This window comes from Flavobacterium hiemivividum (genome assembly GCF_004349145.1).
Taxonomy (GTDB): domain Bacteria; phylum Bacteroidota; class Bacteroidia; order Flavobacteriales; family Flavobacteriaceae; genus Flavobacterium; species Flavobacterium hiemivividum.
In genome coordinates this window covers 86,507-109,931 of record NZ_SMFO01000001.1, presented here as the reverse complement: position 1 = coordinate 109,931, position 23,425 = coordinate 86,507, and the positions used below count along the sequence as shown (strand labels likewise).

Below are 23,425 nucleotides of genomic sequence, written 5' to 3'. Positions count from 1 at the left end.
TTGAATTGTAAACGCAATTATTTTTTTTTTCTTTTTGTACTGCCTTGGTTGCATCTTAGCTATGGGCAAAATGGACTAGATCGTTTTTTAACTCCTTCCGACTCCTTAAATACCAAAAAAAAAAATACGGTAATCCTGACAGAGTCAATAGTTGCCTCCGCTGCATTAGTTGGCTTAAACCAACTTTGGTATGTTGATTATCCAAAATCTGATTTTCATTTTATCAATGATAACGATGAATGGCTGCAAGTAGACAAGGTAGGGCATTTTTATTCGTCTTATCATCTAGGCAGACTTGGAGCCGAAATGCTGCAATGGAGCGGGGCTACCCAAAAAGACCCGTTGCTCTATGGTGCAGGCATGGGCTTTGCATTTTTGACTGCTGTTGAGGTCTTAGATGGATTTTCTTCAGAATGGGGTGCGTCATCAGGAGATATAATTGCGAACACCTCTGGGACAGCTTTATACGTGTCACAGGAGCTATTGTGGAAGGAGCAACGCATTACACCTAAATTTTCTTTTCATACTACACAGTATGCCCAGTATAGACCCAATGTTTTGGGCAGCTCGTTTGCGGAACAAATTCTAAAGGATTATAACGGACAAACATATTGGCTTTCGGTCAATTTATATTCCTTTGCTAAAGGCTCAAAAATACCCAAATGGTTAAATTTGGCCTTTGGTTATGGAGCTGACGGAATGATCACCGGAAATGAGAAAAATAAGGAGTTATTTTTGACGCCAAAATCGGAAATATCGAGACAATTTTATTTAAGTTTGGACGTTGACCTGACGAAAATTGACACAAAATCTCATTTTTTGAAGACAATTTTCTCTGTTTTAAACACTTTAAAAGTCCCAGCGCCAACGCTTGAATACTCACATCGCGAGGGGTTTAGAGGTCGTGTATCGTATTTTTAGGTAACTTTAACAGCTTGATTTTCAGCTTTATGAATTTTATTGTATCTTTGCACGCAGAAATTTCTTAACGGGACAGCGTTTTGAAGAAAAACAATTTATGGTAAAGAAGTGGTATTTTTATACAGGTTTGACTATTATTATAGCGTTTTTAAGTTCGGGTTTTAAACCTCTTAAAATTGAAGCTAATCAGTGGTTTCTAATAAAAAACACAGATGGAATTAGATACTTATTTCCGTCAATTGAGCAGGAAGATTACACCAGTATGAATATTCCTTTTACTGGTAATTTATTTATTGGTTTCAAAGAAGCAATCGGATATAGAGAGTCTGAAAACAAATACAAAAAAATCAATTCTCTTGGGTATATGGGTAAATACCAATTTGGTAATGAAACCTTAAAATCTGTAGGAATACACGATGCGGCTTTATTTCTTAGAAGTCCTAAGATGCAAGAGAGAGCTTTTGTGGCCCTTTTATCAAAGAACAAATGGATATTACGTGATATCATCGAGAAATATGATGGTAAGATGGTCAGTGGGATTCTGGTAACAGAGTCTGGAATTTTAGCAGCAGCGCATCTTGGCGGTGCGGGCTCTGTAAAAAGATATTTCAAACACAATGGGAAAAAGTATATTAAAGATGCATACGGTACTTCTATAAGAAGTTATATGGAAGCTTTTGGAGGGTATGATACTTCATTGATTGTTGCAAATGTAAATGCAGTTGCCAGCGTTAACTAAATTAAATTCAATAAAAAATAAAAAGCGACAGTCAAGTAATTTTTGGCTGTCGCTTTTTTGTGTGAGTGATCTTATCTGGCTTTTAGAATCTCTCCGTTAGGACGAACAGTTAACCTCATTGTTTTCTTACCGTTATTAATTTTAACATTGTATTGCTTTTTCATGATATCTCCGTCTTCTTGGGTATATAAAAATTTGTCATTAACAATCGTGTAGCCAGGATATTTTTTGTAGATGGAATAGATAACCTCATTGGGTAGTAGTATATTTTCATAATTCTCTACAACTCTTATTAATTTTCCTTTTTCATTATAGGTTGCAGACAAGGATCCGTTTGTAGTTTTCATAAGTACTAGGTAATTTTCATAACCTTCGTAGTCTTTCCCTATATCATATGCAATAAACTGTTGTTCTACATTTCTGATGTCTTTGTCAGGATTATTGTCGGGGATATAGATTGAAAAATCGGTACCAACTCTTTTGATAACTACAGCAGGTAGCTCTTCCACTTTCATTAGTCCTTGCTCGTTATCTTGTTTAGTCTTTTTTTCTTGGGAATAGGATGAAAATGTCAAACCTAAGAATAACAAAGTTATAACAAATGTTTTCATAATGTTTTGTTTTAAATTAATTGGTTAATAAGAAAAATAGCTGCCCAAATTGTAGTGCAGCTATGATTTTTTTAAGGCTCTATTTTTCCGCGAGAATGTTTCCATCGGCATGAACCGTTAATTTACGGGATTCCTTACCATTCTTAATTTTTAAATTATATTCTTTTTTAAGAACGTCTCCTTCTTTTTGAGAATACAAATATTTGTCCTTGACAATTTCCCATCCAGGGTATGTTTTATAGACAGTGTAAATTACAGGAGCTGGTAATTTTACATCTTTATATTCTTCGACAACACGAATTAATTTTCCAGTTTCATCATATGTCGCGGATAATGAACCGTCGTTGATTTCCATATATACCAAATAGGTTTCATAACCTTCAAAGTTTTTTCCTAAATCATAAGCAATAAAACGGTCTTGTAAGGTTCTAACTTTGGGATCAGAATTCATATCTGGTAGATAAACGGAAAAGTCATCTCCTGCGCTCTTTATTACTACTGCAGGCAGATCTATTATTTTCATCGCTCCTTCTTTCGTAACTTTTTGTACTTTTTCTTGAGCATAAGATGAAAAAGTTAAACTCAAAAATAATAAAGTAACAACAAATGTTTTCATGTTAATTAGTTTAAATTAATATTTACTTTCGGTTAAATAAAGGAGATTTTAGGGTCTATTATGCTTTAGCTTCATTATGTTAATTACTGTAATTTTATTAAAATAATATTAAAAATGTAATCAATCCTTTAATGTAAATATTATTCATATTAAAGGTAGTGCTTTAAGCAATAAATCATTGTTAATGCTTTCCTCGATAGTAGTTAATATATTTTCATTGTAGGCTGTTTTTTTTATTAAGATAAATCATCTTCATAAAATAAAAGAGGGGCTTGTTTATAAATATCTTAGGTTGGAAAGTATGAGTTTTTCTATGTAGTCTTTGTATCAATTTAAAGCAAATTGATTCTATGTTAAAAAAAAACTGCCCAATGTTGTTTGGACAGTTAACAATTATTGGGCTTTAAAACTTTAGTTTTCTGCAATAAGTTGACCATCAGGATGAACCTTCAATTTCTGGCTTTCCTTTCCTTTTTTTATTTTTATATTATACTGTTTTTTTACGATGTCTCCTTTTTCTTGAGAATATAAGTACTTATCATTTACAATTTCCCATCCGGGGTATTTTTTATAAATTTCATAAATTAATTTACTTGGTAATACTACATCCTTATAGTTTTCGACCACACTAATTAGTTGTCCTTTTTCATTGTAAGTAGCTGATAATGTTCCTCCTTTTACTTCCATATAAACTAGGTACGTTTCATATCCTTCAAAGTTTTTACCAAGATCGTAGGCTATGAAGCTATCCTCTAGAGTTCTGACTTTTGGGTCTGGATTTCTGTCTGGTAAATAAACCGAAAAGTCATCTCCGGCACTTTTAATGACAACAGCTGGTAAATTTACCATATCTATTCTACCAAGTTTTTTTTCTTGTGAGTAAGATAAATTCGCAGGTCCTATTAATAATCCTAATAATAATACATACTTAAACGCTTTCATAACAATTGAATTTAATTTAGTTTAGTAACGACTTAATTTAGCGCAAATTTAAAGGGTTACTATTTTTTCCCTTTGTCAATTTATTCTAAATTCTTCTTTTTAAATTAATGTTGCGTTTTGGAGCTTGTTTAATGAAATTGTAATTAGTGTAAATTTATAAAATAATGACTTAAGTATCAGTAAGTGTGGTATTTAAGTTGTGTTAATTAACAGGTTTTCAAGTCTAATTTATCTTTGTGTCATTCGAAATAGTCGTTTTAATTAGAATAAAGAAGCTATAGTTATAGAATCGTGTGAATTTGTTTATTAGTGAATTATTATACAATTAAAATTTAACATTCGCTCCAAGTTGTATTCCTGCGAAGCTTAATTATTGTAGGAAATGGAGTGTTTTTTAAATGTGTTTCTGTATTTATATTTAAAAAAATATTGTTGACTACGGAATATAAATAGAAAAACACCAACTTTTGATTGGTGTTTTTCTGTTTAGTCTAAGGAAAAAAAGTGTTATTATTCTCCTATAAGTATTTCTAATATTTTTATTGCGGCATCGCTAATTTTTGTTCCAGGCCCAAAAACGGCAGCTGCTCCAGCGTCAAATAAGAATTGATAATCTTGCGAGGGAATTACTCCACCTACAACCACCATAATATCTTCACGATTATATTTTTTTAATTCTTCAATAACTTGAGGGACTAGTGTTTTATGTCCAGCAGCCAAAGATGAAACGCCCAGAATGTGAACATCATTTTCTACGGCCTGTTTTGCAGCTTCGGCTGGAGTTTGAAATAATGGGCCAATATCTACATCAAAACCAACATCGGCATAACCGGTAGCAACTACTTTTGCTCCTCTATCGTGACCGTCTTGCCCCATTTTTGCTATCATGATTCTAGGACGACGACCTTCTTGCTTGGCAAAGGTATCGGCTAGTTGTTTGGCTTTCTCGAAGCTTTTGTCGTCTTTAATTTCTTTACTATACACGCCGCTAAAAGATTTAATTTGTGCTTTATATCTTCCGAATACTGTTTCTAAGGCATCGCTGATTTCGCCTAAAGTAATTCGATTTCTTGCAGCATCCACGGCTAATTCCAGTAAGTTTCCTTCTCCGGTTTTCGCGCAGTGAATTAATTTCTGCAATGATTGCTGTACTTTATTGCTGTCTCTGCTTTCTTTAATTCGATCCAGTTGTTCTAATTGTTGCTTTCGAACCATCTGGTTGTCTACATCCAAAATAACCAAAGGATCTTCTTTGTCGAGTCTATATTTGTTTACACCAACAATAATATCCTGTCCGCTATCAATTCGGGCTTGTTTTCTTGCAGCTGCTTCTTCAATTCTAAGTTTCGGAATTCCGGCCTCGATGGCTTTGGTCATCCCACCAAGTTCTTCTACTTCTTCGATAAGTTTCCAAGCGCTTTCAGCAATCTCGTTAGTCAAACTTTCGACATAATAACTTCCTGCCCAAGGATCGACTGTTTTAGTAATTTTAGTTTCTTCCTGTAGAAATATCTGGGTGTTTCTAGCAATTCGAGCCGAGAAATCGGTAGGTAAAGCAATAGCTTCATCTAATGCATTAGTGTGCAAAGATTGTGTTCCTCCAAAAGCTGCCGCCGATGCTTCAATGCAAGTACGAGCTACGTTATTAAACGGATCTTGTTCTGTTAAACTCCATCCGCTTGTTTGGCAATGAGTTCTTAAAGCCAATGATTTATCATCAATTGGATTGAATTGTTTTACTAGTTTAGCCCAAATCATTCTTCCAGCACGCATCTTGGCAATTTCCATAAAATGGTTCATTCCTATAGCCCAGAAAAAAGAAAGACGCGGAGCAAACTCGTCGATTTTCATTCCAGTAGACAATCCTGTTCTAATGTATTCCAGTCCGTCTGCAAGCGTGTAAGCTAATTCAATATCAGCAGTTGCACCAGCTTCCTGCATGTGGTAGCCAGAAATAGATATGGAATTGAATTTCGGCATTTTATTGCTGGTGTATTCGAAAATATCTGCAATAATTTTCATCGAAGGAGTAGGAGGATAGATGTACGTATTGCGCACCATAAACTCCTTTAAAATATCATTTTGTATGGTTCCCGAAAGTTGTTCTGGTTTTACTCCTTGTTCTTCGGCAGCTACAATATAGAAAGCCATGATGGGTAAAACGGCACCGTTCATGGTCATTGAAACTGACATTTCGTTTAATGGAATCTGATCGAATAATACTTTCATATCTTCTACAGAGTCGATGGCAACTCCTGCTTTTCCTACATCACCCACAACGCGTGCATGATCTGAATCATAACCACGGTGTGTAGGCAAATCAAAAGCGATTGATAATCCTTTTTGTCCTGCAGCAAGATTTCGTCGGTAAAAAGCATTGCTTTCTTCTGCAGTTGAAAATCCTGCATATTGACGAATAGTCCAAGGGCGACGAACATACATTGTAGTGTATGGTCCTCTTAAGTTTGGCGCGAAGCCTGCGCCAAAATCAAGATATTTAAGGTTTTCAAGATCTTTTTTCGAATAGGTGGACTTGAGTTCAATGCCTTCAGCCGTAAAAAAGTCGGTAGTTGCTGCATCTTGTTCGTGCAGTGCCGGTTCTTCTTTTGACTTTTGACTGTCTATTTGAATATGTTGGAGGTCATTTCTTATCATTTTGACACTAATTTATAAGTATTATTGACTGATTTCAGTACTACACTATTTTTCTAAATCCAGGCGTTCTTGTTCTACTTTCTCTGCCAATCGTTTCTCAATAATTGGAGTAATCAGGGTTTTCCTTGGCTTCACTTTTACAAAAGGAAACAATTCTAAATCATGTTTCATTTTGTCATCTTTATTCGGATACTTATTCGTTCCTAGTAATACTTCTTTTCCTGAGTCAAAAAGTTCCTGTTCTTTATCAGCACTTTCTTGAATTTTTCTCTTGATGATACCTTCATTCAATTGTTTTAGAAAACCACCGTTAGCTTCGATATCTTTGAATAGTACCAACGCTTTTTCGGCTAATTGAGTAGTCAATGTTTCGATATAATAACTCCCATCAGCAGGGTTGTTCACTTTGTCAAAGTAGCTTTCGTTTTTCAGAACTAATAATTGGTTTCTAGCGATTCGATCCCCAAATTCATTGTCTTTATGATATAGTGCATCGTAAGGTAGATTGGCAATTGCATCTGCTCCTCCTATAATTGCCGACATACATTCAGTCGTAGTTCGCAGCATGTTTACGTTGTAATCATACAAGGTTTTATTCCGTTTTGTAGGAGAAACTAAAAGATGACATTCTAAGTTATGGTTGTATTCCTTAGCAACTAAATTAAAAAGTAATCGCAACGCTCTGAGTTTTGCAATTTCAAAGAAATAATTCGTACCTACACTAATTTCAAAAACAATGCGCTGCGTTATAACTGGAATTCTGTTGAAATATTCATTAACATGCGCTAAGCTATAGGCAAGTTGTTGCACCATATTAGCTCCTGCATTTTGGTATAAAGCGGCATTAATACTAATAATAGAGCTATTTGGAATCGCAGTTGAAAGTAAGTTTAGCGAATCGAAATTGTTTTTATCTTTAGTAGTAAACCAATTCCCGTCACGTGCTAATTGCCCTATTGGATCTATATTATAATAAGCGGTAGCCTTTTTTTGCTGAATGATAGCATCCAGTGTTTTAACGAAATCGATTGAGAAAAATTTAAAATTGAAGTAAACAGTAAGGTTCTCTAAAGGTAGTTTTTCTAAAAGTTTTGCTACGTCTATCGTGTCATTTTCTATCGTAAAACGAAGACTCTCTGCGCCTCTTTTTAAGGTGTCTAATGCTCTTTCAACTGATTTTTCAATGTCGAAAACAAAAATGTTTTGACAAATTTTAAATTCAGATGCTTTAGTTTTTACCGTAGCAGCTTTCGCAAATTCGTCTTTATGATAAAAGGGTTTCACCTTAATGTCTTCCGGCGAATTCCAGATCAAGGTTTCATTGTAATCTGCTCCTTTCAGTTCAAACTGGATTTTTTGTTTCCATTGTTTGGAAGAAACAGCATCGAAATCTTCGAATAAATTAGTAGCCATTTTAAGTTTAATTTTTAATAATTCAAGATTTATTATTTTTTTACTATGCTATCACTTTCAAATTCTATGAGGTATATATCCTCATTTTCCTTTTTCATGTAGTACTTTTCTCGAGCATATTTTTCTATTTGTTCTGGATTCTTCAATTGCTTGATTTGCTCTTCGTCTTTTTTGATTTCTAGCTGGTAATATTCTTTGTTGTCCTCTAGTTCACTGACTTGGTTGTCTAAGAAACGATGGTCAAAGTAGGAATAATTGTCCAAGAAAATCATCCAAGTTGAAAAAAATAACAATACCCAAACATATTTATTGCTTAAGAATTTAAACCAAGGTTTGTTTTTATGTGGATTTGTCATGTTTTATTTATTTAGCCTTGAGCACAGTGAATCTTTACTGGTATTGACACCGATTGAAATAGAAAACGGTCTCAAACAAAAGGTTGGAGTATTTCTTATTTATCGTAATGTGATAAAATTACAATAAAATTATAGAATTCTTTGATTTATTACGGCACGAACTACGTCTATAGCAACCGTATTGTATTTATCATTGGGTATAATAATGTCTGCAAATGCTTTAGTAGGCTCAATGAACTGCTGATGCATTGGTTTGAGCGTATTTTGATATCGGCTTAGAACTTCGTCCATATCGCGTCCGCGCTCTGCAATGTCACGTTTCATACGGCGTATTAGCCTTTCGTCAGAATCGGCATGGACATAAACTTTGATGTCAAACATATCACGTAACTCCGGATTTGCCAGTATTAAAATTCCTTCTACAATCATCACTTTTCGGGGATGTGTCGTAATAGTATCTTCTGTTCTGTTATGTGTTACAAAAGAATAGACGGGTTGTTGCACTGTTTTCTCGTCTTTAAGCTCTTTTAAATGGGCAACTAGTAATTCGAAATCAATAGCGCGCGGATGATCAAAATTAATTAAAGCCCGCTCGTCAAAAGATAAGTTTTTATTTTCTTTATAATAAGAATCCTGCGAAATAATACCTACTTCAGCTTCCGGTAACTCATTCATAATCTGATGAACTACGGTAGTTTTTCCACTTCCCGTTCCGCCTGCAATTCCTATAATTAGCATAAAATGGTTTTGTTAAAAATTGATAGGGCAAAAATAGGGATTTAATTGGCAGTGTTTTTTGTTTTTATAGAAAATATTAGGCTTAAAATTATCGAGTTGTAGCGGGTATTTGTTTCTTCTTTATGTGTAGAAGTTGTTTTTTTGATCAGGAAAAATACAGCTTTCATACTGGCAAAATTTTCACTAGTAACCGCGCTAAGAACACTAATAAGAAGAAACAGGTAGTATTAAACTTGTAGTAGGTCTAAAACAGAAATAGAGAACCCGTACAAAGAGTTCTCTATTCTAAGAATGAATTCAGATCTTAACTTATTTATTCTTTTTCGCTTTTATCATCATTTCTAGTTGGTCCCATAGTTCCTCGGGAATTTCTTCTAATAAATTAAATTGTCCGGCACCTTTTAACCATTCTCCACCATCGATAACTACCACTTCACCATTGATATATGCAGAAAAATCTGAAACCATATAGGCAGCCAAATTGGCTAATTCTTGATGATCTCCCACACGTTGCAATGGCACTTTTTTAGCCATATCAAATTTTTCGGCAAGATTTCCAGGCAACAATCTATCCCAAGCTCCCTTGGTAGGGAAGGGACCTGGTGCAATGGCGTTAGTACGGATACCGTATTTTGCCCATTCTACCGCGAGACTGCGAGTCATTGCTAGAACTCCCGCTTTGGCAGTTGCACTTGGTACCACATAAGCTGAACCAGTCCAAGCATAAGTAGTCACTATGTTTAGTACGGTTGAAGATTTTTGTTTGCTGTCAATCCAATGTTTACCAAAAGCGAGGGTACAGTTTTTTGTTCCTTTTAAAACAATATCAATAACGGTATCAAATGCATTAGCTGACAATCTTTCGGTTGGTGAAATGAAATTTCCTGCAGCGTTATTCAGTAAAATATCAACTTTTCCAAAAGCTTTCAAAACACCTTCCAACATGTTTTCTACTTCCTCATAATGGCGAACGTCACATTGTAGTGGCAAACAAGTACCGCCGGTTGCTGCTTCCAGTTCTGAAGCAGTGTTTTTTAGTTTTTCTAAGTCTCTTGAGGTAATGGCAACTTTTGCACCCAGTTCCAGAAAATACTTGGTCATCGCTTTTCCTAAACCGCTACCACCACCCGTAACAACAATTACTTTTCCTTTTAACGCGTCATCGCGTAACATTTTATCGGTATAACTCATATCAGTTTATATTTTTTTGGTATTGTAAATATAGAGAATTAAATAGTATGCACGCATAATAAAATTTGAAATTAGTAGAATTAGATTTTGCATAATCTCTGTGCTGCTTTCTCCAGTGTCGCATTGTCTTTTGCAAAACAGAAACGAATTAGATGGAGGTCTTTTCCGTTTTCGTAGAAAGTCGAAATAGGGATTGCTGCCACACCATACTCAGTGATTAATTTTTTGCAAAAATCGATATCGTTTTCAGAAGAAATTGCTTCGTAAGAAGCCACTTGAAAATAAGTTCCTTCACAAGGCAGGAGTTTAAACCGACTTGTGGCGAGTAATTCTCTGAAATAGTCTCGTTTTTCCTGATATAGTTTTGCTATTCCGTCAACTGAAACTACGTCTAAATATTCGCTGATGGCGACCTGGCATAAGCTGTTGACGCTAAAAACCATGAATTGATGCACTTTTTTGATTTCTTTCATCAAATGTTCAGGCGCTACGAGATAGCCAATTTTCCAACCAGTAACATGAAATGATTTTCCGAATGAGGAAACCATCACGCAACGGTTGAATAGCTTACTACGCGTATGTGCCGAAATGTGCTTTTCTTCAAAAGTGATGTATTCATAAACTTCATCTGAGAGAACAATAATGTCTGGGTATTTATCAAGTATCGATTCCAAAGCTTCAAAATCAGATTGGGTTAGTATCTTTCCTGTTGGATTATGTGGGTTGTTGATAATTATCATTCTAGTTTTGGCAGAACAGGCGTTTTCAATGGTATTCCAATTCGGAGTGTAATCATCGTTTAATGAAACGCGAACTGGTTTTGCATTGCATAACAGGATAGGAACTTCATAACAATCATAACTTGGATCTAGAATTACAACCTCGTCATTAGCTTGTACTAAGGCTTGAATCGTCGTAAAAATTCCTTGTGTTGCTCCCGCAGTTACTAGTATTTCGTTTTCTGGTAGAATAATTCGGTAGTAGGATTTTTTGACTAGAAGCGCAATGTTTGATAGTAGAGGAGGGTAGCCAGCCATAGGAAGGTATTGGTGGACATTTTCTTTGGCAAGTCGCGCAACAATATCTGTTAATACGGTGTCAACTGGAAAATTTGGAAATCCCTGCGAAAGATTAATGGCATCATGCTCTGCAGCCATTTTTGACATTATTGTGAAAATACTCGTACCAATGTTTGGAAGTTTAGACATACTTTGTTTTTTAGCAATCTAAAAGTAAGCAAATGGTTTGAGTTAATAGATAGTTTCGTTGCTATTTGGAAGTGATAGCTAAAATAAAGAAAGACACTTCGTGCGTAGTGTCTTTCTTTATTCATTTTTATTTTTTGGTGAGCGGCATATCTGAGTTTCCCATGTCTCTGATACAAACATATTTCCCGTCCTTTTTTTCAAAGAGGCTAATAAAATTTCCGCTATTAATTTTTTTATTAGAGGCGTCTGTGACTTTGTATCCACCAATTTCAACTACCATATTCCCATCATTTGAAGGGTGGATTTCTTTAGTTTCGAAAGAGATTTTTGCGTCTTGTGGGAAAGTAAGTAGTTCGCTATTCATGTGTTCATGAATCAATTTTTTTCCTTCTAAAGGCATTTTACCGTTGGAATAACTAATGGCATCCTCGGCATAGTAATTTATTCCGTCGGTGCTTCTATTATTGTAGGCGTCGGCGAAGGCATTTTCCATTGCTTGAATCTCAGTTTTGATTGCTTCTTTGTCAACCATTACTGCGGGAACTTCCTTTTTTTGATTACAGGCAAGCATCACAAACATGATAACCACCATTAATCCTCCCTTAAAAATACTGTTTTTCATAATTTTATTGAATTAAAATTTAACAAAACGGATTAAGTTAAAGATTAAGGGTAAATAAAATTAAGTATAAAATACTGATAATCAGTGATTAGATGGGTATTTTTTATTGTAAAGTGATCTTTTAAGCTGTTTGTGCTAAAAATAGAAAAGCGTCTGCACTAATTCGGGAACTCTTAATTAACTCCATAATAGCCCGACAGAAAGGCTATTTTTGATTCTTCCCAATTGGAGATGGATTCAAAAATCAGATAAGCTAGGATTCCTAAAGCAAATACGCGAACATCTCTACCGGTTACTTTCATTTTTAAATAGTTTGAAGATTTAGAAATGCTAATATATAAAAAAAAGAGATTTTTTGTAATCTAAAATTTACATTTTATGTATAATGAAAATCGTTGGGCGTTTATGCAAGTCGATTGTCTCTTTCTTCCAAGCCGCTATTCTCTTTGTTTTGATGTATTCTGTTGGCAACGTAATATCTGTGGCGATGCATAAATGGGTTTCGGGATGCAACGTCTGTAATAAATCTTCTAGTAAGTTATTATTTCGGTAGGGAGTTTCAATAAAAATTTGAGATTGGTTTTTTTCGAAAGACGTTCTTTCTAGAGTTTTAAAACTAGCTCTTTTTTCGTCTTTGTCTATAGGTAAATAACCGTGAAATGTAAAACTTTGCCCATTCATTCCTGAAGCCATCATAGCCAAAAGAATCGAAGAAGGTCCTACTAATGGTACTACTTGTATGCCTTTTTCGTGCGCCAGTTTAACAATCACAGCACCGGGATCTGCTACACCGGGACATCCGGCTTCACTCATTAGACCAACATTTTTACCTTCTAATAAAGGTTGAATGAAATCTTGATGTTCTTTTACCTCGGTACGTTTATTCAAAACAAAAAGAATTAACTCCGATTGTTTTTTATCAGGATGAACTTCCTTAATTGATTTACGTGCTGTTTTTTCGTTCTCAACGATATAATAGTCAATGAAATCTATTGTTCTTTTTACGGTTTGTGGTAAAACATCCATCGGGTCACATTCTCCCATGGTTGTAGGAATTAAATATAGTTTTCCTAAAAGAGTAGCTGATTTCATTATAGAGTTGTTTATGTTTTTCAATCTGCATTATTCGACAAAAATACAGGATTAAATAGAGAGTGAGTTTTTTTTCGACAAAAAAAATATAAGGATTGCTAATTTACGAGTGCTTAGCTATTAATTTATTAGCTATGATATCGCATACTTCATCAAGCATGCCGTACACGATTTCAAATCCGTTTGCCATTCCAAAATAAGGATCTGGAACATCTACGTTTTCGTTGGGATACAACTCGTTTAAGATAATTTGTACTTTGGCGTGATGTTCTGGATTGTCGGTAAGTTCGAGTACATCACTATAGTTAGATGTGTCCATAACATAGATATAATCATATTTATCAAAATCAGCTTCTTCGATTTGTCGGCCTTTTTGGTTGGAAATATCTAGGTTGTTATTTTTTGCCGTAGCTATTGAACGGGCGTCAGGAGCGTGGCCAATATGCCAAGAACCTGTGCCTGCTGAGTCAACAGTAAATTTATTTGCGGGTAGTTTTGAAGCTAAAATACCCTCGGCCAAAGGTGACCGACAAATATTGCCCAAACAAACCATTAAAATTTTTACGGACATGTTGCGTTTATAGCGTTAATTTTTTATGAATATCTTCAACAAATTTCTTGAATTGTTTGTCAGTAGCTACCAGGTTGTCAACGGTTTTACAAGCATGTAATACAGTCGCGTGATCACGATCTCCAATTTGAGACCCGATATTTGCCAAAGAAGCTTTTGTAAATTTCTTAGCAAAGAACATAGCTAGCTGTCTTGCTTGAACCACATGTCTTTTTCTAGTTTTCGATTGTAAAGTTTCTAAATCCAATTGGAAGTAATCGGAAACAGTTTTTTGAATATAATCGATAGAAATTTCGCGTTTTACATTTTTAACAAATTTCTCAACAACGCTTTTTGCTAATTCGATCGTTACTTCTTTTTTATTGAAAGAAGATTGAGCGATTAAAGAGATTATAGCTCCTTCTAGTTCCCTAACATTCGATTTAATATTACTAGCTACATATTCAATAATTTCTTCTGGAATTTCAACACCATCTCGGTACAAGATGTTTTTCAAGATAGAAATTCTTGTTTCATAATCCGGTTGATGCAATTCTGCTGATAGTCCCCATTTAAATCGGGACAATAAACGTTGCTCGATATCTTGCATGTCAACAGGTGCCTTATCAGAAGTAAGGATAACCTGTTTACCATTTTGATGCAAATAATTGAAGATGTGGAAAAAGACATCCTGAGTTCCTGATTTACCAGACAGGAATTGTACATCGTCGATAATTAAAACATCAATAAGTTGATAGAAATGAATAAAATCATTTCGGTTATTTTTCTTTACCGAGTCAATATATTGTTGGGTGAAAATTTCAGCTGAAATATATAAAACTGTTTTTTCAGGATATTTATCTTTAATTTCTACACCTATAGCATGTGCAAGGTGTGTTTTACCTAATCCTACACCACCAAATATTAATAAAGGGTTAAATGAAGTTCCACCTGGCTTGTTGGCAACTGCCATACCTGCTGAACGAGCTAGTCTGTTTGAGTCTCCTTCAAGGAAATTATCAAAACTATAGTTCGCATTCAGTTGAGATTCAATTTTTAAATTTCTAATTCCAGGAATTACAAAAGGATTCTTTAATTCAGGATCTAGATTTTTATAAGGAGCATCAATATTTTGGGGTTTCATAGGTGCCCTATTTGCACTTGGCAACTGTTCCGTAAACGGTTGTTTATTGCCATGAGTGTTTTCCATCTTGATTTTATAAAGTAACTTTGCGTTTTTGCCAAGTTCTTTAGTTAAGGCTACCTTTAATAATTTTACATAGTGTTCTTCTAACCATTCGTAGAAAAATTTACTTGGTACTTGAATGTATAATGCGTTATCGGTAAGTTCAACTGACTTAATAGGTTCAAACCAAGTTTTAAACGCTTGGTCTTGGATGTTGTCTTTTATAAAAGACAAACAGTTTTCCCATACTGATTGAGCAGTTTTGTTCATAAATTCTATGTAAATTATTTTATTTAGTAATCGTTGTCTTATTAAATAATGCTTAAAAAAACACTATTTTTCGGGGTAACAAATATGTGAACAATTTTCTGTAAAAAAAAATATTAAGGGGTTGATTATGTAGAATTATTGTTGTAAGTAGTAAAGAGAAAGTAAAATAGTATAAAAAAGTAAATAGATTATTGTATGAAAGAACATGAATTTAGCGTAAGAGTAAGGTATTCAGAAACGGATCAAATGGGGGTAGTTTATCACGGAAATTATGCTCAGTATTTTGAGATGGGACGCGTGGAATGGCTTAGAAACCTTGGGGTTTCTTACAAATGGATGGAAGAAAATGGAATTATGCTTCCGGTAGTTTCCTTGAATATAAATTATAAAAAACCAGCTCGTTACGATGACCTTTTAAGAGTAAAAACTATATTTAAAAGTCAGACTTCTGTTAAGATTGAGTTTGATTACGAAATTTACAATGAGAAGGAAGAGTTGTTAACAATTGCCAACTCAATTTTAGTATTTGTGAACATGAAAACGGCTCGACCAACGGTTCCTCCTGAGTATGTAACAGAAAAGATTTTGAAAATAGAAAACTAGTAGAATTTTTAATTTATTATTCTTTAATTTTTATATCTATTTCAAATATTGAATTGAAAATGTCGAAAATCATTTTGGCATTTTTTTTTCGTGTTTTAAATTCGATTTTTCCAATTGGTAATCCAGTTTCTTGGTTCATCTCCATTTCTTGATTTACAATCTCGAGCTTTTTTTCTTTAATTACTCGCATCACTTTATTCATGTTTTTGTAATCAAAGGAAACAAGATAATTGATATCAATAGTTTTTTCGATAATTACACTGCTTTCGAGCGTGAGTTGTGCGGTGGTTTTATAAGCAGAAATCAATCCGCCAACACCTAGTTTAACGCCTCCAAAAATTCTAGCGACTACCACAAGTGTATTTGTAAGAGAAAATGACTGTATTTGACCATAAATAGGCATTCCTGCGCTATTGCTTGGTTCTCCATCATCGTTTGCTCTGTAGGAAAGTGTTTCAGGGCCAATTTGATAGGCATAACAAAAATGACCTGCATTGGGATGCTTTTTTCTTAAACCTTCAATAATGGTTCTTACTTCCTCTTCTGATTGAATGGGAAAGGCATATCCAAAAAACTTACTATTCTTTTCTTTGTGCAGTATTTCTTCCGATTCAAATTCGATGGTATTGTAGGTGTCGTTAATTTCCAAAAGTATTTTCTAAATTAAATTTTTAGTAAATAAGTCTACTACATCTTCTTTGCCCACTTGTAAATTCCAAACGTGCAATCCTAATGATAGCGCAGCGTCAGTATTTTCTTTTTTATCATCTATGAAAAGCGTGCGTTTTGCTTGCAAATCATGATTGTTTAAAACATAGGTGTAAATTTCAGGATTTGGTTTTCTCATCTCTATTTCGAAAGAAAAATATACTTTTTCAAAACATTTGTAAAAATCACCGTAAAAGGAAGGGCCGTTATTTTGTTCGAATGTTTCGATATGAATGGCATCTGTGTTACTGAGCAAAAACAAGCGGTATTTTTTCGATAACATCTGTAGAAACTCCAATCGATACAAAGGGAAATCAAGCAAAACCGTATTCCAAGCTTTTAAGATTTCTTCAGAACTAGCGTTAGGAATGTGTTTTTGTATACCTCCAACAAAGTTCTCTCTTGATATTTGCCCCGTTTCATATTGTATGTTTAACTGGTTCAAATCGGCATTCCATTCGGTAAGACCTAATTTTTTAAGTCCGTCGATAGTAGCTTGTTTGTCTAAATTAATAAAGACATCTCCAAAATCAAAAATAATTGCATTAATCATGGTTTCTGGTTATTATGAGCTCATCATGGCCGATTAACTGTTTTTTAAAATAAATCCCGTTTAGTATTGGAGCAGCTGTTCCTTCTTTAAAAAGGATATTGCCTTTAAAAATTCGTGCTTCATCCCAGAGATTAGCATCAATGAAAGTTTGTATTGTTTGTCGGCCGCCTTCAATAATCACCGATTGAATTTGATGTTTATACAAGGCATCTGCCACTTGGCTTGCGATATTTTTTTCAAAATCTAGGATTTCAAATATAAGGTTTTCTTTGTCGTTATTCGTTTTTTCTTTCGAAAAAAACAGTGTTTTAGACTGATTATCAAGTATATTACAGCTTTTTTCTATTCGATTGTTTCGATCTAAAACGATTCGAGTAGGATTTTTTCCAGTCCAATCTCTCACATCTAATTTTGGATTATCGTCAATAACGGTTTGTGTTCCCACAAGAATTGCTTGTTCTTCACTTCTCCATTTATGAACTAATTGCCTGGAGTAAGTATTTGTGATCCAAACTGGTTTTTGTTCTGACTTTTCTTTCGGGGAAATGAAGCCGTCTTGACTTTCGGCCCACTTCAAAATGATATAAGGTCTTTTCTTTTGATGAAAAGTAAAAAATCGTTTGTTCAGCTCATTGCATTCATTTTCAAGAATACCTACAGTTACATTTATTCCCGCTTCAACTAACTTTTTTATTCCATTTCCTGCCACTTTTACATTGGGATCAACAGTACCAATAACTACTTTTGGGATTTTATTTTTTACAATTAAATCAGAGCAGGGCGGTGTTTTTCCAAAATGACTACAGGGTTCTAAGCTCACGTAAATCGTAGCTTTTTGTAAAAGGGATTTATCTTTTACTGAATTTATCGCATTGACTTCGGCGTGCGGTTCTCCTGCTTTTTTATGCCAGCCTTCCCCAATAATTGTATCTTCATAAACAATTACACTGCCGACCATCGGATTGGGATAGGTTGTTCCTAAGCCGTTTTGGGCTAATTGGATGCATCTTCGTATGTATTTTTCATCTGTTTTCACCATGCAAAAGTAGTTATTTTTGAGCGGAGCCTAAAAAGTTTGGGATTAGTTTTGAAACATCTAAATATAACAATAACAATTTCTATTTTTGTGTTTTTACAAACAAGCAGTTACATAGCATGGAAAATTGGATTATTAGAAAGATCGAAAAAAGAGACAATGCAGCTGTTGCGCAGTTAATAAGAGCTGTTTTTGATGAGTTGAATATCCCAAAAGTAGGAACGGCATACGCAGATCCTTATTTAGATTTAATGTATGAGGAATACAACAAGCCACAATCCGTTTATTATGTTGTCGAGAAAGATGGGAAAGTTGTAGGTTCGGCGGGAATCGCTCCTTTGGAAAATGAAGCTGATACGATTTGTGAATTACAGAAGATGTATTTTTTACCAGAAACACGAGGTCAAGGAATAGGTGGTCAGCTAATGACTGAATGTCTTAAAAGTGCCAAAGGTTTTGGTTTCGAAAATTGTTATTTGGAAACGATGCCATTTATGCATGATGCTCAAAAGCTGTATAGAAAATCGGGTTTTGAATATATAGATGCGCCTATGGGAAGTACGGGACATGTTTCTTGTCCGGTATGGATGTTGAAGAAATTATAAGTTAGGAATTATGAGTTTTAAATTCATAAAGCAATAAATACACCATGAAAATCAAAGAATATAGAAGTCAATTTATTCAAGTTCTGTCTCCAATTCACGGAGAAGGCGAAGCCGAAAGTTTTTTTTACCTGATACTGGAAGAAAAGCGTCAGCTAAAAAGAATTGATCTGGCGCTGGATCCTGAGTTGGTTTTTTCGAATGAAGAAATCGTAGTTTGGAATTGGATCTTGGAACAATTGAAGTTAGAAATCCCAATTCAGTATTTGCTGGGGAAAACTAGTTTTTATGGATTGGACTTTGAAGTAAATGAAAAGGTATTGATTCCGAGACCGGAAACTGAAGAGTTGGTAGAATGGATTGTTAAAGAAAATTCAAAGACCGAAGGATTTAAAGGTTTAAAAATTTTGGACATTGGAACAGGAAGTGGATGTATTGCGATTTCATTGGCAAAAAATATTCCGAATGCAACGGTGTACGCAATTGATGTTTCCGAAAATGCTTTGGCTACAGCCAAAAGAAACGCAACGCTCAACGAAGTTGATGTTACTTTCCTCTCGCAGAATATTCTGGAAACCGAAGATTTAAATCAGCAGTTTGACATTATAGTTTCTAATCCTCCTTATGTTCGAAATTTAGAAAAACAGGAAATCAAGAAAAATGTTTTGGACAATGAACCGCATTTGGCACTTTTTGTGGAAGATGACGATGCTTTAATTTTTTATAGAAAAATTACTGAATTGGCACAAAAAAACCTTTCGGAAAATGGTCGGCTTTTCTTCGAAATCAATCAATATTTAGGAAAAGAAATGGTCGAATTGCTTACTGAAATGAATTTCAAAAACATTGAATTGCGAAAAGATATTTACGGCAATGATCGAATGATTCGAGGGACAATTTAAGATTTTCAGAAGCTGTTTTCAGATTCAAAAAAAAACTCCTCTTGTCATCCGACGAAGCAGGAATCTCCGTTTCGTGAGCAGTTTGATAAGATTCCTCTTTTGTCGGAATGACAATTACCGTCTTCTAAAAGCAATCGATTAGTTTCCTTTTAGTGATACTTCATATCAGAAAACTTAAACTTTACTCGTATCGTAAAGCTTCAATCGGATCTAGATACGCCGCTCTAATCGCTGGATATAATCCAGACACAATAGCCACCATAAAACTGGTAAAAAAAGCAGCAAGAATTGCTCCCCAAGGAATGACAAATGCAAAGCTTAAAGCTGTTGCAATCCCAAAACCTATTAAGATTCCTAGAATTATTCCCACTATTCCGCCCATTTGACCAATGAGTAAGGTTTCTATAAAAAACTGAATGGCGACGGTAGATCTTTTGGCACCTAACGCTTTTCGGACGCCTATTTCCCTTGTTCTTTCGGTAACTGATACAATCATAATGTTCATCAAAGCAATAGAAGATCCTAAAACGGTAATAATTCCTATAAGCCAGGAAGCGAGGCCAAGGTATTTTGTGATACCAAGGATTCTGTTAATAAGATCGTCGCTGCGTACTACCCCAAAATTATTATCTCTTACCGGACTTAACTTTCGAACATTACGCATTGTAATTACGGCGTGATCGATGGCTTGGTCTAATAATTCACTATTGGAAACCATGATGCTCATCGTGTAATTAATATTGGGTGCGGTAAATAGAGATCTTGCGACTTGTATGGGAATTAAAACTCTTAAATCTTGCTTATTACCAAAAGTGGAACCTTTCTCTTTCAGGATACCAATGACTTTGAATCTTGCGCCACGTATCGAGATTGTTTTGTCAATAGGGTTAACGTCTTTAAGAAGTCCTTTGCCAAAATCAGAGCCTACGATACATACATAGTTGTTATTCTCTATGTCAAAACCGGTGAAATTTCGCCCTAAGCTTGTTTCTAAACCAGAATTAGTCATGAAGTATTCGTCAACACCCACAACAGCAATTTCGGGATCTGTTTTGGTGGCTTCATATTTTACTTCTGCAGTAGAAGTTGCTGTAAATGAAAGGGAAGTTTCTGTAAATGGGAAGTCATATTTATCTTTAAAATCGACTGCTTCGGGATAGGAGATAATAGGATTTATAATTTCACGTTCTTCTCCTCCTTGTCTTTGCGCTGTGTTTTCATATTGTTTGACATTAAAAGTATTTGCACCCATAGAAGCAAAATCAGAAGAAATCGTGTTTTCCAGAGCAGAAACTACGGTCAAAATACCCACTAAAGCTGTAATTCCTATAGCGATAATTAATACGGTGAGTGAGGTACGCAATATTTGGGTTCTAATAGAGCCAAAAGCAATTCGTACATTTTCTTTGAATAAATTTAACATCATAGTTGTTTGACACGAAAATACAATTTTTGTTACAAGTTTGTTTTGGAAGGAGGATTATTTATTTAAAAAAATAAGATATTTGCAAGCTGAATTTACGAGTTGGTAGTTTAAAGATTGGGATTTTATGACCAATCGATTGAATCCCGAATCCTAAATAATAAATCTTAAATAAAAAATAATGGCATCAAAACCGAGCATCCCTAAAGGAACAAGAGATTTTTCACCTGCTGAGGTGGCAAAGCGTCAATATATCATCCAAATTATTAAAAGTAATTTTGAGAAATTTGGTTTTCAACCGATAGAAACACCATCGTTTGAAAATTCAGATACCTTGATGGGAAAATACGGAGAAGAAGGCGATCGTCTGATTTTTAAAATTTTAAACTCTGGAGATTATTTGGCGAAAGCCAATGCAGCACATTTAGAAAATAAAGACAGTACAAAGCTTACATCTAGTATTTCTGAAAAAGCCTTGCGTTATGACTTGACGGTTCCATTTGCTCGTTATGTGGTACAACATCAAAATGATATCGAATTCCCGTTTAAAAGATACCAAATCCAACCAGTTTGGCGTGCAGACCGACCTCAGAAAGGACGTTTTAGAGAATTTTTTCAATGTGATGCTGATGTGGTTGGTTCGAAATCATTATGGCAAGAAGTAGAGTTAGTTCAACTTTATGATACTGTTTTTACGGAATTAGGTTTGAAAAGAGCTACTATCAAAATTAACAACAGAAAAATATTATCTGGAATAGCGGAAGTTATTGGAGCTTCGGACAAATTGATTGACTTTACCGTTGCGCTTGACAAACTAGATAAGATAGGTGAGGATGGTGTAAAAAAGGAAATGATCGAAAAAGGAATTGGAGCTGCAGCGATCGAGAAAGTGCAGCCTCTTTTTAATTTTACGGGTTCTATTACAGAAAAAATCGAAAAATTAGCGCTGCTTTTAGCTTCTTCAGAAGAAGGGATGAGAGGAGTCGAAGAATTGCGTTTCATTTGTGAAAACGTAATTAAACTAGGATTGTCATCAGCGATATTAGATCTTGATGTAACCCTTGCGCGTGGATTAAATTATTATACAGGAGCAATATTTGAAGTGGCTCCACCAAAAGAAGTGGCTATGGGTTCCATCGGTGGTGGTGGTCGATATGATGACTTGACCGGAATTTTCGGATTAAAGAATATGAGTGGTGTTGGAATATCTTTCGGATTAGATCGTATTTATTTAGTTGTCGAAGAATTGAATCTTTTCCCAGAGACCGTAACGGCAACTTCTAAAGCGCTGTTTATTAATTATGGTGATGCCGAAGCATTTTATGCTTTACAAGCGATTCAAAAATTAAGAGCTGAAGGTATAAAAGTAGAATTATATCCCGATAATGCAAAAATGGCAAAGCAGTTTCAACATGCTGACAAGAGAAATATTCCTTATGCAGTAATTGTAGGAGAACAGGAAATAGCCTCAAATTCTTTTTCGCTGAAGAACTTAATTAGCGGCGAGCAAGTTGTACTTGACTTTGAAGGTTTGAAAAAGGCACTGTTATAGATTTATTTTTAGGCATAAAAAAAGCTTTGTTGAAAAACAAAGCTTTTTTTGATATGAGGTAATCACGAATTAATAATTGTTTAGGAACCAGTCTTCTATTTGTTTTTAACAAATTAAAAATGCAATTCAGATTAGAACCAGTAACAAACATAAAGAAATTAAACCACTAAAGTCTTAAAAAAGTCTTAAAATTTATTTTAAAGTAAAAAAGATAGGCTATAATGTTCTCCATTGGAAATAGTTGGTATTTTAAAAAAAAAGAATGACAATTTGACATTTAGGTAGAATTGGCAGTACTTTTGCAATCCAAAGAAAAGTATAAAAAATGAAGTTTAAGAATATTTTTAAAAATAAGGGTAATATGACTACTGAAAATACAGAAATCGATAAAGAGATGGACGAGGTAACATTAGATAACAATACGACTGAAGAGCAAATTGTTGCTGATGAGTTAAGTGTTGAAGAGCAATTGGCACAAGACTTAGCGAAAGAGAAAGATAAATATTTACGATTATTTGCAGAATTTGAAAATTATAAAAGAAGAACTTCAAAAGAGCGTATTGAATTGTATAAAACTGCAAATCAAGAAGTGCTTTTAGCTATGCTGCCTGTTTTAGACGATTACGACAGAGCAATGGTTGAAATAAGTAAATCTGAGGACAAGTTGCTTTTAAAAGGAGTGGAACTTATTCATGAAAAATTAAAAAGCACCCTAGTTTCAAAAGGATTAGAGGTAGTCGAAGTTAAAGCGGGTGATGCATTTGATGCTGATTTTGCTGAAGCGATTACATTAATACCTGCACCTTCTGATAAGATGAAAGGGAAAATTGTTGATGTTCTTGAAAAAGGATATAAACTAGGAGATAAGATTATTAGATTTCCAAAAGTGGTGGTAGGACAGTAATGTGAACATGTATAGACATTTTTAAATGCTTC

General features: G+C 34.5%; 25 protein-coding genes. 7 read left to right on the top strand and 18 right to left on the bottom strand.

Features of this window, described 5'->3' with window-relative positions; genetic code table 11:
* On the top strand, positions 1-921 hold the full coding sequence (locus E0F98_RS00485; RefSeq protein WP_243699174.1) for a DUF2279 domain-containing protein: 921 nt from the start codon (positions 1-3) through the stop codon (positions 919-921).
* Positions 922-1,018: 97 nt separating this feature from the next.
* Entirely contained in the window at positions 1,019-1,660 is a 642-nt protein-coding gene (locus E0F98_RS00480; protein ID WP_132108155.1) for a peptidoglycan-binding protein LysM, read from the top strand.
* Positions 1,661-1,731: 71 nt separating this feature from the next.
* Here E0F98_RS00480 and E0F98_RS00475 read toward each other — a convergent pair whose 3' ends face one another.
* From E0F98_RS00475 to dnaA, 14 genes are all read right to left on the bottom strand, one after another.
* Positions 1,732-2,271, bottom strand: a complete 540-nt coding sequence (locus tag E0F98_RS00475) for a hypothetical protein (RefSeq protein WP_132108153.1) — start codon at positions 2,269-2,271, stop codon at positions 1,732-1,734.
* A gap of 79 nt (positions 2,272-2,350) precedes the next feature.
* Positions 2,351-2,887 (bottom strand): hypothetical protein, encoded by a 537-nt coding sequence (locus E0F98_RS00470; RefSeq protein ID WP_132108151.1) that lies wholly within the window; start codon positions 2,885-2,887, stop codon positions 2,351-2,353.
* A 411-nt stretch (positions 2,888-3,298) separates the two neighbouring features.
* Entirely contained in the window at positions 3,299-3,829 is a 531-nt protein-coding gene (locus E0F98_RS00465) for a hypothetical protein (protein WP_132108149.1), read from the bottom strand.
* 510 nt (positions 3,830-4,339) lie between these two features.
* Complete coding sequence (scpA, locus tag E0F98_RS00460) at positions 4,340-6,484, bottom strand: methylmalonyl-CoA mutase (protein WP_165929260.1); 2,145 nt, start codon at positions 6,482-6,484, stop codon at positions 4,340-4,342.
* A gap of 45 nt (positions 6,485-6,529) precedes the next feature.
* Entirely contained in the window at positions 6,530-7,897 is a 1,368-nt protein-coding gene (locus E0F98_RS00455) for a methylmalonyl-CoA mutase subunit beta (protein WP_132108147.1), read from the bottom strand.
* A 32-nt stretch (positions 7,898-7,929) separates the two neighbouring features.
* The gene (locus E0F98_RS00450) at positions 7,930-8,253 is read right to left on the bottom strand and encodes an FtsB family cell division protein (RefSeq protein ID WP_132108145.1); all 324 of its coding nucleotides are present in this window, start codon (positions 8,251-8,253) and stop codon (positions 7,930-7,932) included.
* Positions 8,254-8,382: 129 nt separating this feature from the next.
* Complete coding sequence (gene udk, locus E0F98_RS00445) at positions 8,383-8,991, bottom strand: uridine kinase (RefSeq protein ID WP_132108143.1); 609 nt, start codon at positions 8,989-8,991, stop codon at positions 8,383-8,385.
* A 309-nt stretch (positions 8,992-9,300) separates the two neighbouring features.
* Positions 9,301-10,182 (bottom strand): SDR family oxidoreductase, encoded by an 882-nt coding sequence (locus E0F98_RS00440; protein ID WP_165929259.1) that lies wholly within the window; start codon positions 10,180-10,182, stop codon positions 9,301-9,303.
* Between the two features lie 80 nt (positions 10,183-10,262).
* The gene (locus E0F98_RS00435) at positions 10,263-11,390 is read right to left on the bottom strand and encodes a methionine aminotransferase (RefSeq protein ID WP_132108141.1); all 1,128 of its coding nucleotides are present in this window, start codon (positions 11,388-11,390) and stop codon (positions 10,263-10,265) included.
* 127 nt (positions 11,391-11,517) lie between these two features.
* Positions 11,518-12,012 (bottom strand): YybH family protein, encoded by a 495-nt coding sequence (locus E0F98_RS00430; protein ID WP_132108139.1) that lies wholly within the window; start codon positions 12,010-12,012, stop codon positions 11,518-11,520.
* Positions 12,013-12,185: 173 nt separating this feature from the next.
* The gene (locus E0F98_RS16240; protein ID WP_262708984.1) at positions 12,186-12,314 is read right to left on the bottom strand and encodes a hypothetical protein; all 129 of its coding nucleotides are present in this window, start codon (positions 12,312-12,314) and stop codon (positions 12,186-12,188) included.
* A 67-nt stretch (positions 12,315-12,381) separates the two neighbouring features.
* Positions 12,382-13,104, bottom strand: coding sequence for an SAM-dependent methyltransferase (locus E0F98_RS00425; RefSeq protein ID WP_132108137.1), 723 nt, complete (start codon positions 13,102-13,104; stop codon positions 12,382-12,384).
* Between the two features lie 103 nt (positions 13,105-13,207).
* A complete protein-coding gene (locus E0F98_RS00420) occupies positions 13,208-13,675 on the bottom strand; it encodes a low molecular weight protein-tyrosine-phosphatase (protein ID WP_132108134.1) in 468 nt (155 codons plus the stop codon).
* Positions 13,676-13,682: 7 nt separating this feature from the next.
* Positions 13,683-15,110, bottom strand: coding sequence for a chromosomal replication initiator protein DnaA (gene dnaA, locus E0F98_RS00415; protein ID WP_132108132.1), 1,428 nt, complete (start codon positions 15,108-15,110; stop codon positions 13,683-13,685).
* A 195-nt stretch (positions 15,111-15,305) separates the two neighbouring features.
* On the opposite strand from dnaA, the gene E0F98_RS00410 reads away from it, so the two are divergent.
* Positions 15,306-15,713 carry an acyl-CoA thioesterase gene (locus E0F98_RS00410; RefSeq protein ID WP_132108130.1) on the top strand — a complete coding sequence of 136 codons (408 nt, stop codon included), beginning with the start codon at positions 15,306-15,308 and terminating at the stop codon, positions 15,711-15,713.
* 16 nt (positions 15,714-15,729) lie between these two features.
* On the opposite strand, the gene E0F98_RS00405 is transcribed toward E0F98_RS00410, so the two are convergent.
* The 3 genes from E0F98_RS00405 to ribD are packed head-to-tail and all read right to left on the bottom strand — an operon-like array spanning position 15,730 to position 18,010.
* On the bottom strand, positions 15,730-16,362 hold the full coding sequence (locus tag E0F98_RS00405; RefSeq protein WP_132108128.1) for an IMPACT family protein: 633 nt from the start codon (positions 16,360-16,362) through the stop codon (positions 15,730-15,732).
* Between the two features lie 9 nt (positions 16,363-16,371).
* Positions 16,372-16,974, bottom strand: a complete 603-nt coding sequence (locus E0F98_RS00400; RefSeq protein WP_132108126.1) for an HAD family hydrolase — start codon at positions 16,972-16,974, stop codon at positions 16,372-16,374.
* Positions 16,967-18,010 carry a bifunctional diaminohydroxyphosphoribosylaminopyrimidine deaminase/5-amino-6-(5-phosphoribosylamino)uracil reductase RibD gene (ribD, locus tag E0F98_RS00395; protein WP_132109316.1) on the bottom strand — a complete coding sequence of 348 codons (1,044 nt, stop codon included), beginning with the start codon at positions 18,008-18,010 and terminating at the stop codon, positions 16,967-16,969. The genes E0F98_RS00400 and ribD overlap by 8 nt, the downstream gene beginning before the upstream one ends.
* A 119-nt stretch (positions 18,011-18,129) precedes the next feature.
* Between ribD and E0F98_RS00390 the strand changes: the two genes are divergently transcribed.
* Together E0F98_RS00390 and prmC are read left to right on the top strand one after the other, a co-directional pair.
* Entirely contained in the window at positions 18,130-18,615 is a 486-nt protein-coding gene (locus E0F98_RS00390) for a GNAT family N-acetyltransferase (RefSeq protein ID WP_132108124.1), read from the top strand.
* 44 nt (positions 18,616-18,659) lie between these two features.
* Entirely contained in the window at positions 18,660-19,514 is an 855-nt protein-coding gene (gene prmC, locus E0F98_RS00385; RefSeq protein ID WP_132108122.1) for a peptide chain release factor N(5)-glutamine methyltransferase, read from the top strand.
* 181 nt (positions 19,515-19,695) lie between these two features.
* On the opposite strand, the gene E0F98_RS00380 is transcribed toward prmC, so the two are convergent.
* A complete protein-coding gene (locus E0F98_RS00380) occupies positions 19,696-20,940 on the bottom strand; it encodes an ABC transporter permease (protein ID WP_132108120.1) in 1,245 nt (414 codons plus the stop codon).
* A 178-nt stretch (positions 20,941-21,118) separates the two neighbouring features.
* On the opposite strand from E0F98_RS00380, the gene hisS reads away from it, so the two are divergent.
* Both hisS and E0F98_RS00370 read left to right on the top strand, forming a co-directional pair.
* On the top strand, positions 21,119-22,489 hold the full coding sequence (gene hisS, locus E0F98_RS00375; RefSeq protein WP_132108118.1) for a histidine--tRNA ligase: 1,371 nt from the start codon (positions 21,119-21,121) through the stop codon (positions 22,487-22,489).
* A 325-nt stretch (positions 22,490-22,814) separates the two neighbouring features.
* A complete protein-coding gene (locus E0F98_RS00370) occupies positions 22,815-23,393 on the top strand; it encodes a nucleotide exchange factor GrpE (RefSeq protein ID WP_132108116.1) in 579 nt (192 codons plus the stop codon).
* The last annotated feature ends 32 nt before the right edge of the window (positions 23,394-23,425 follow it).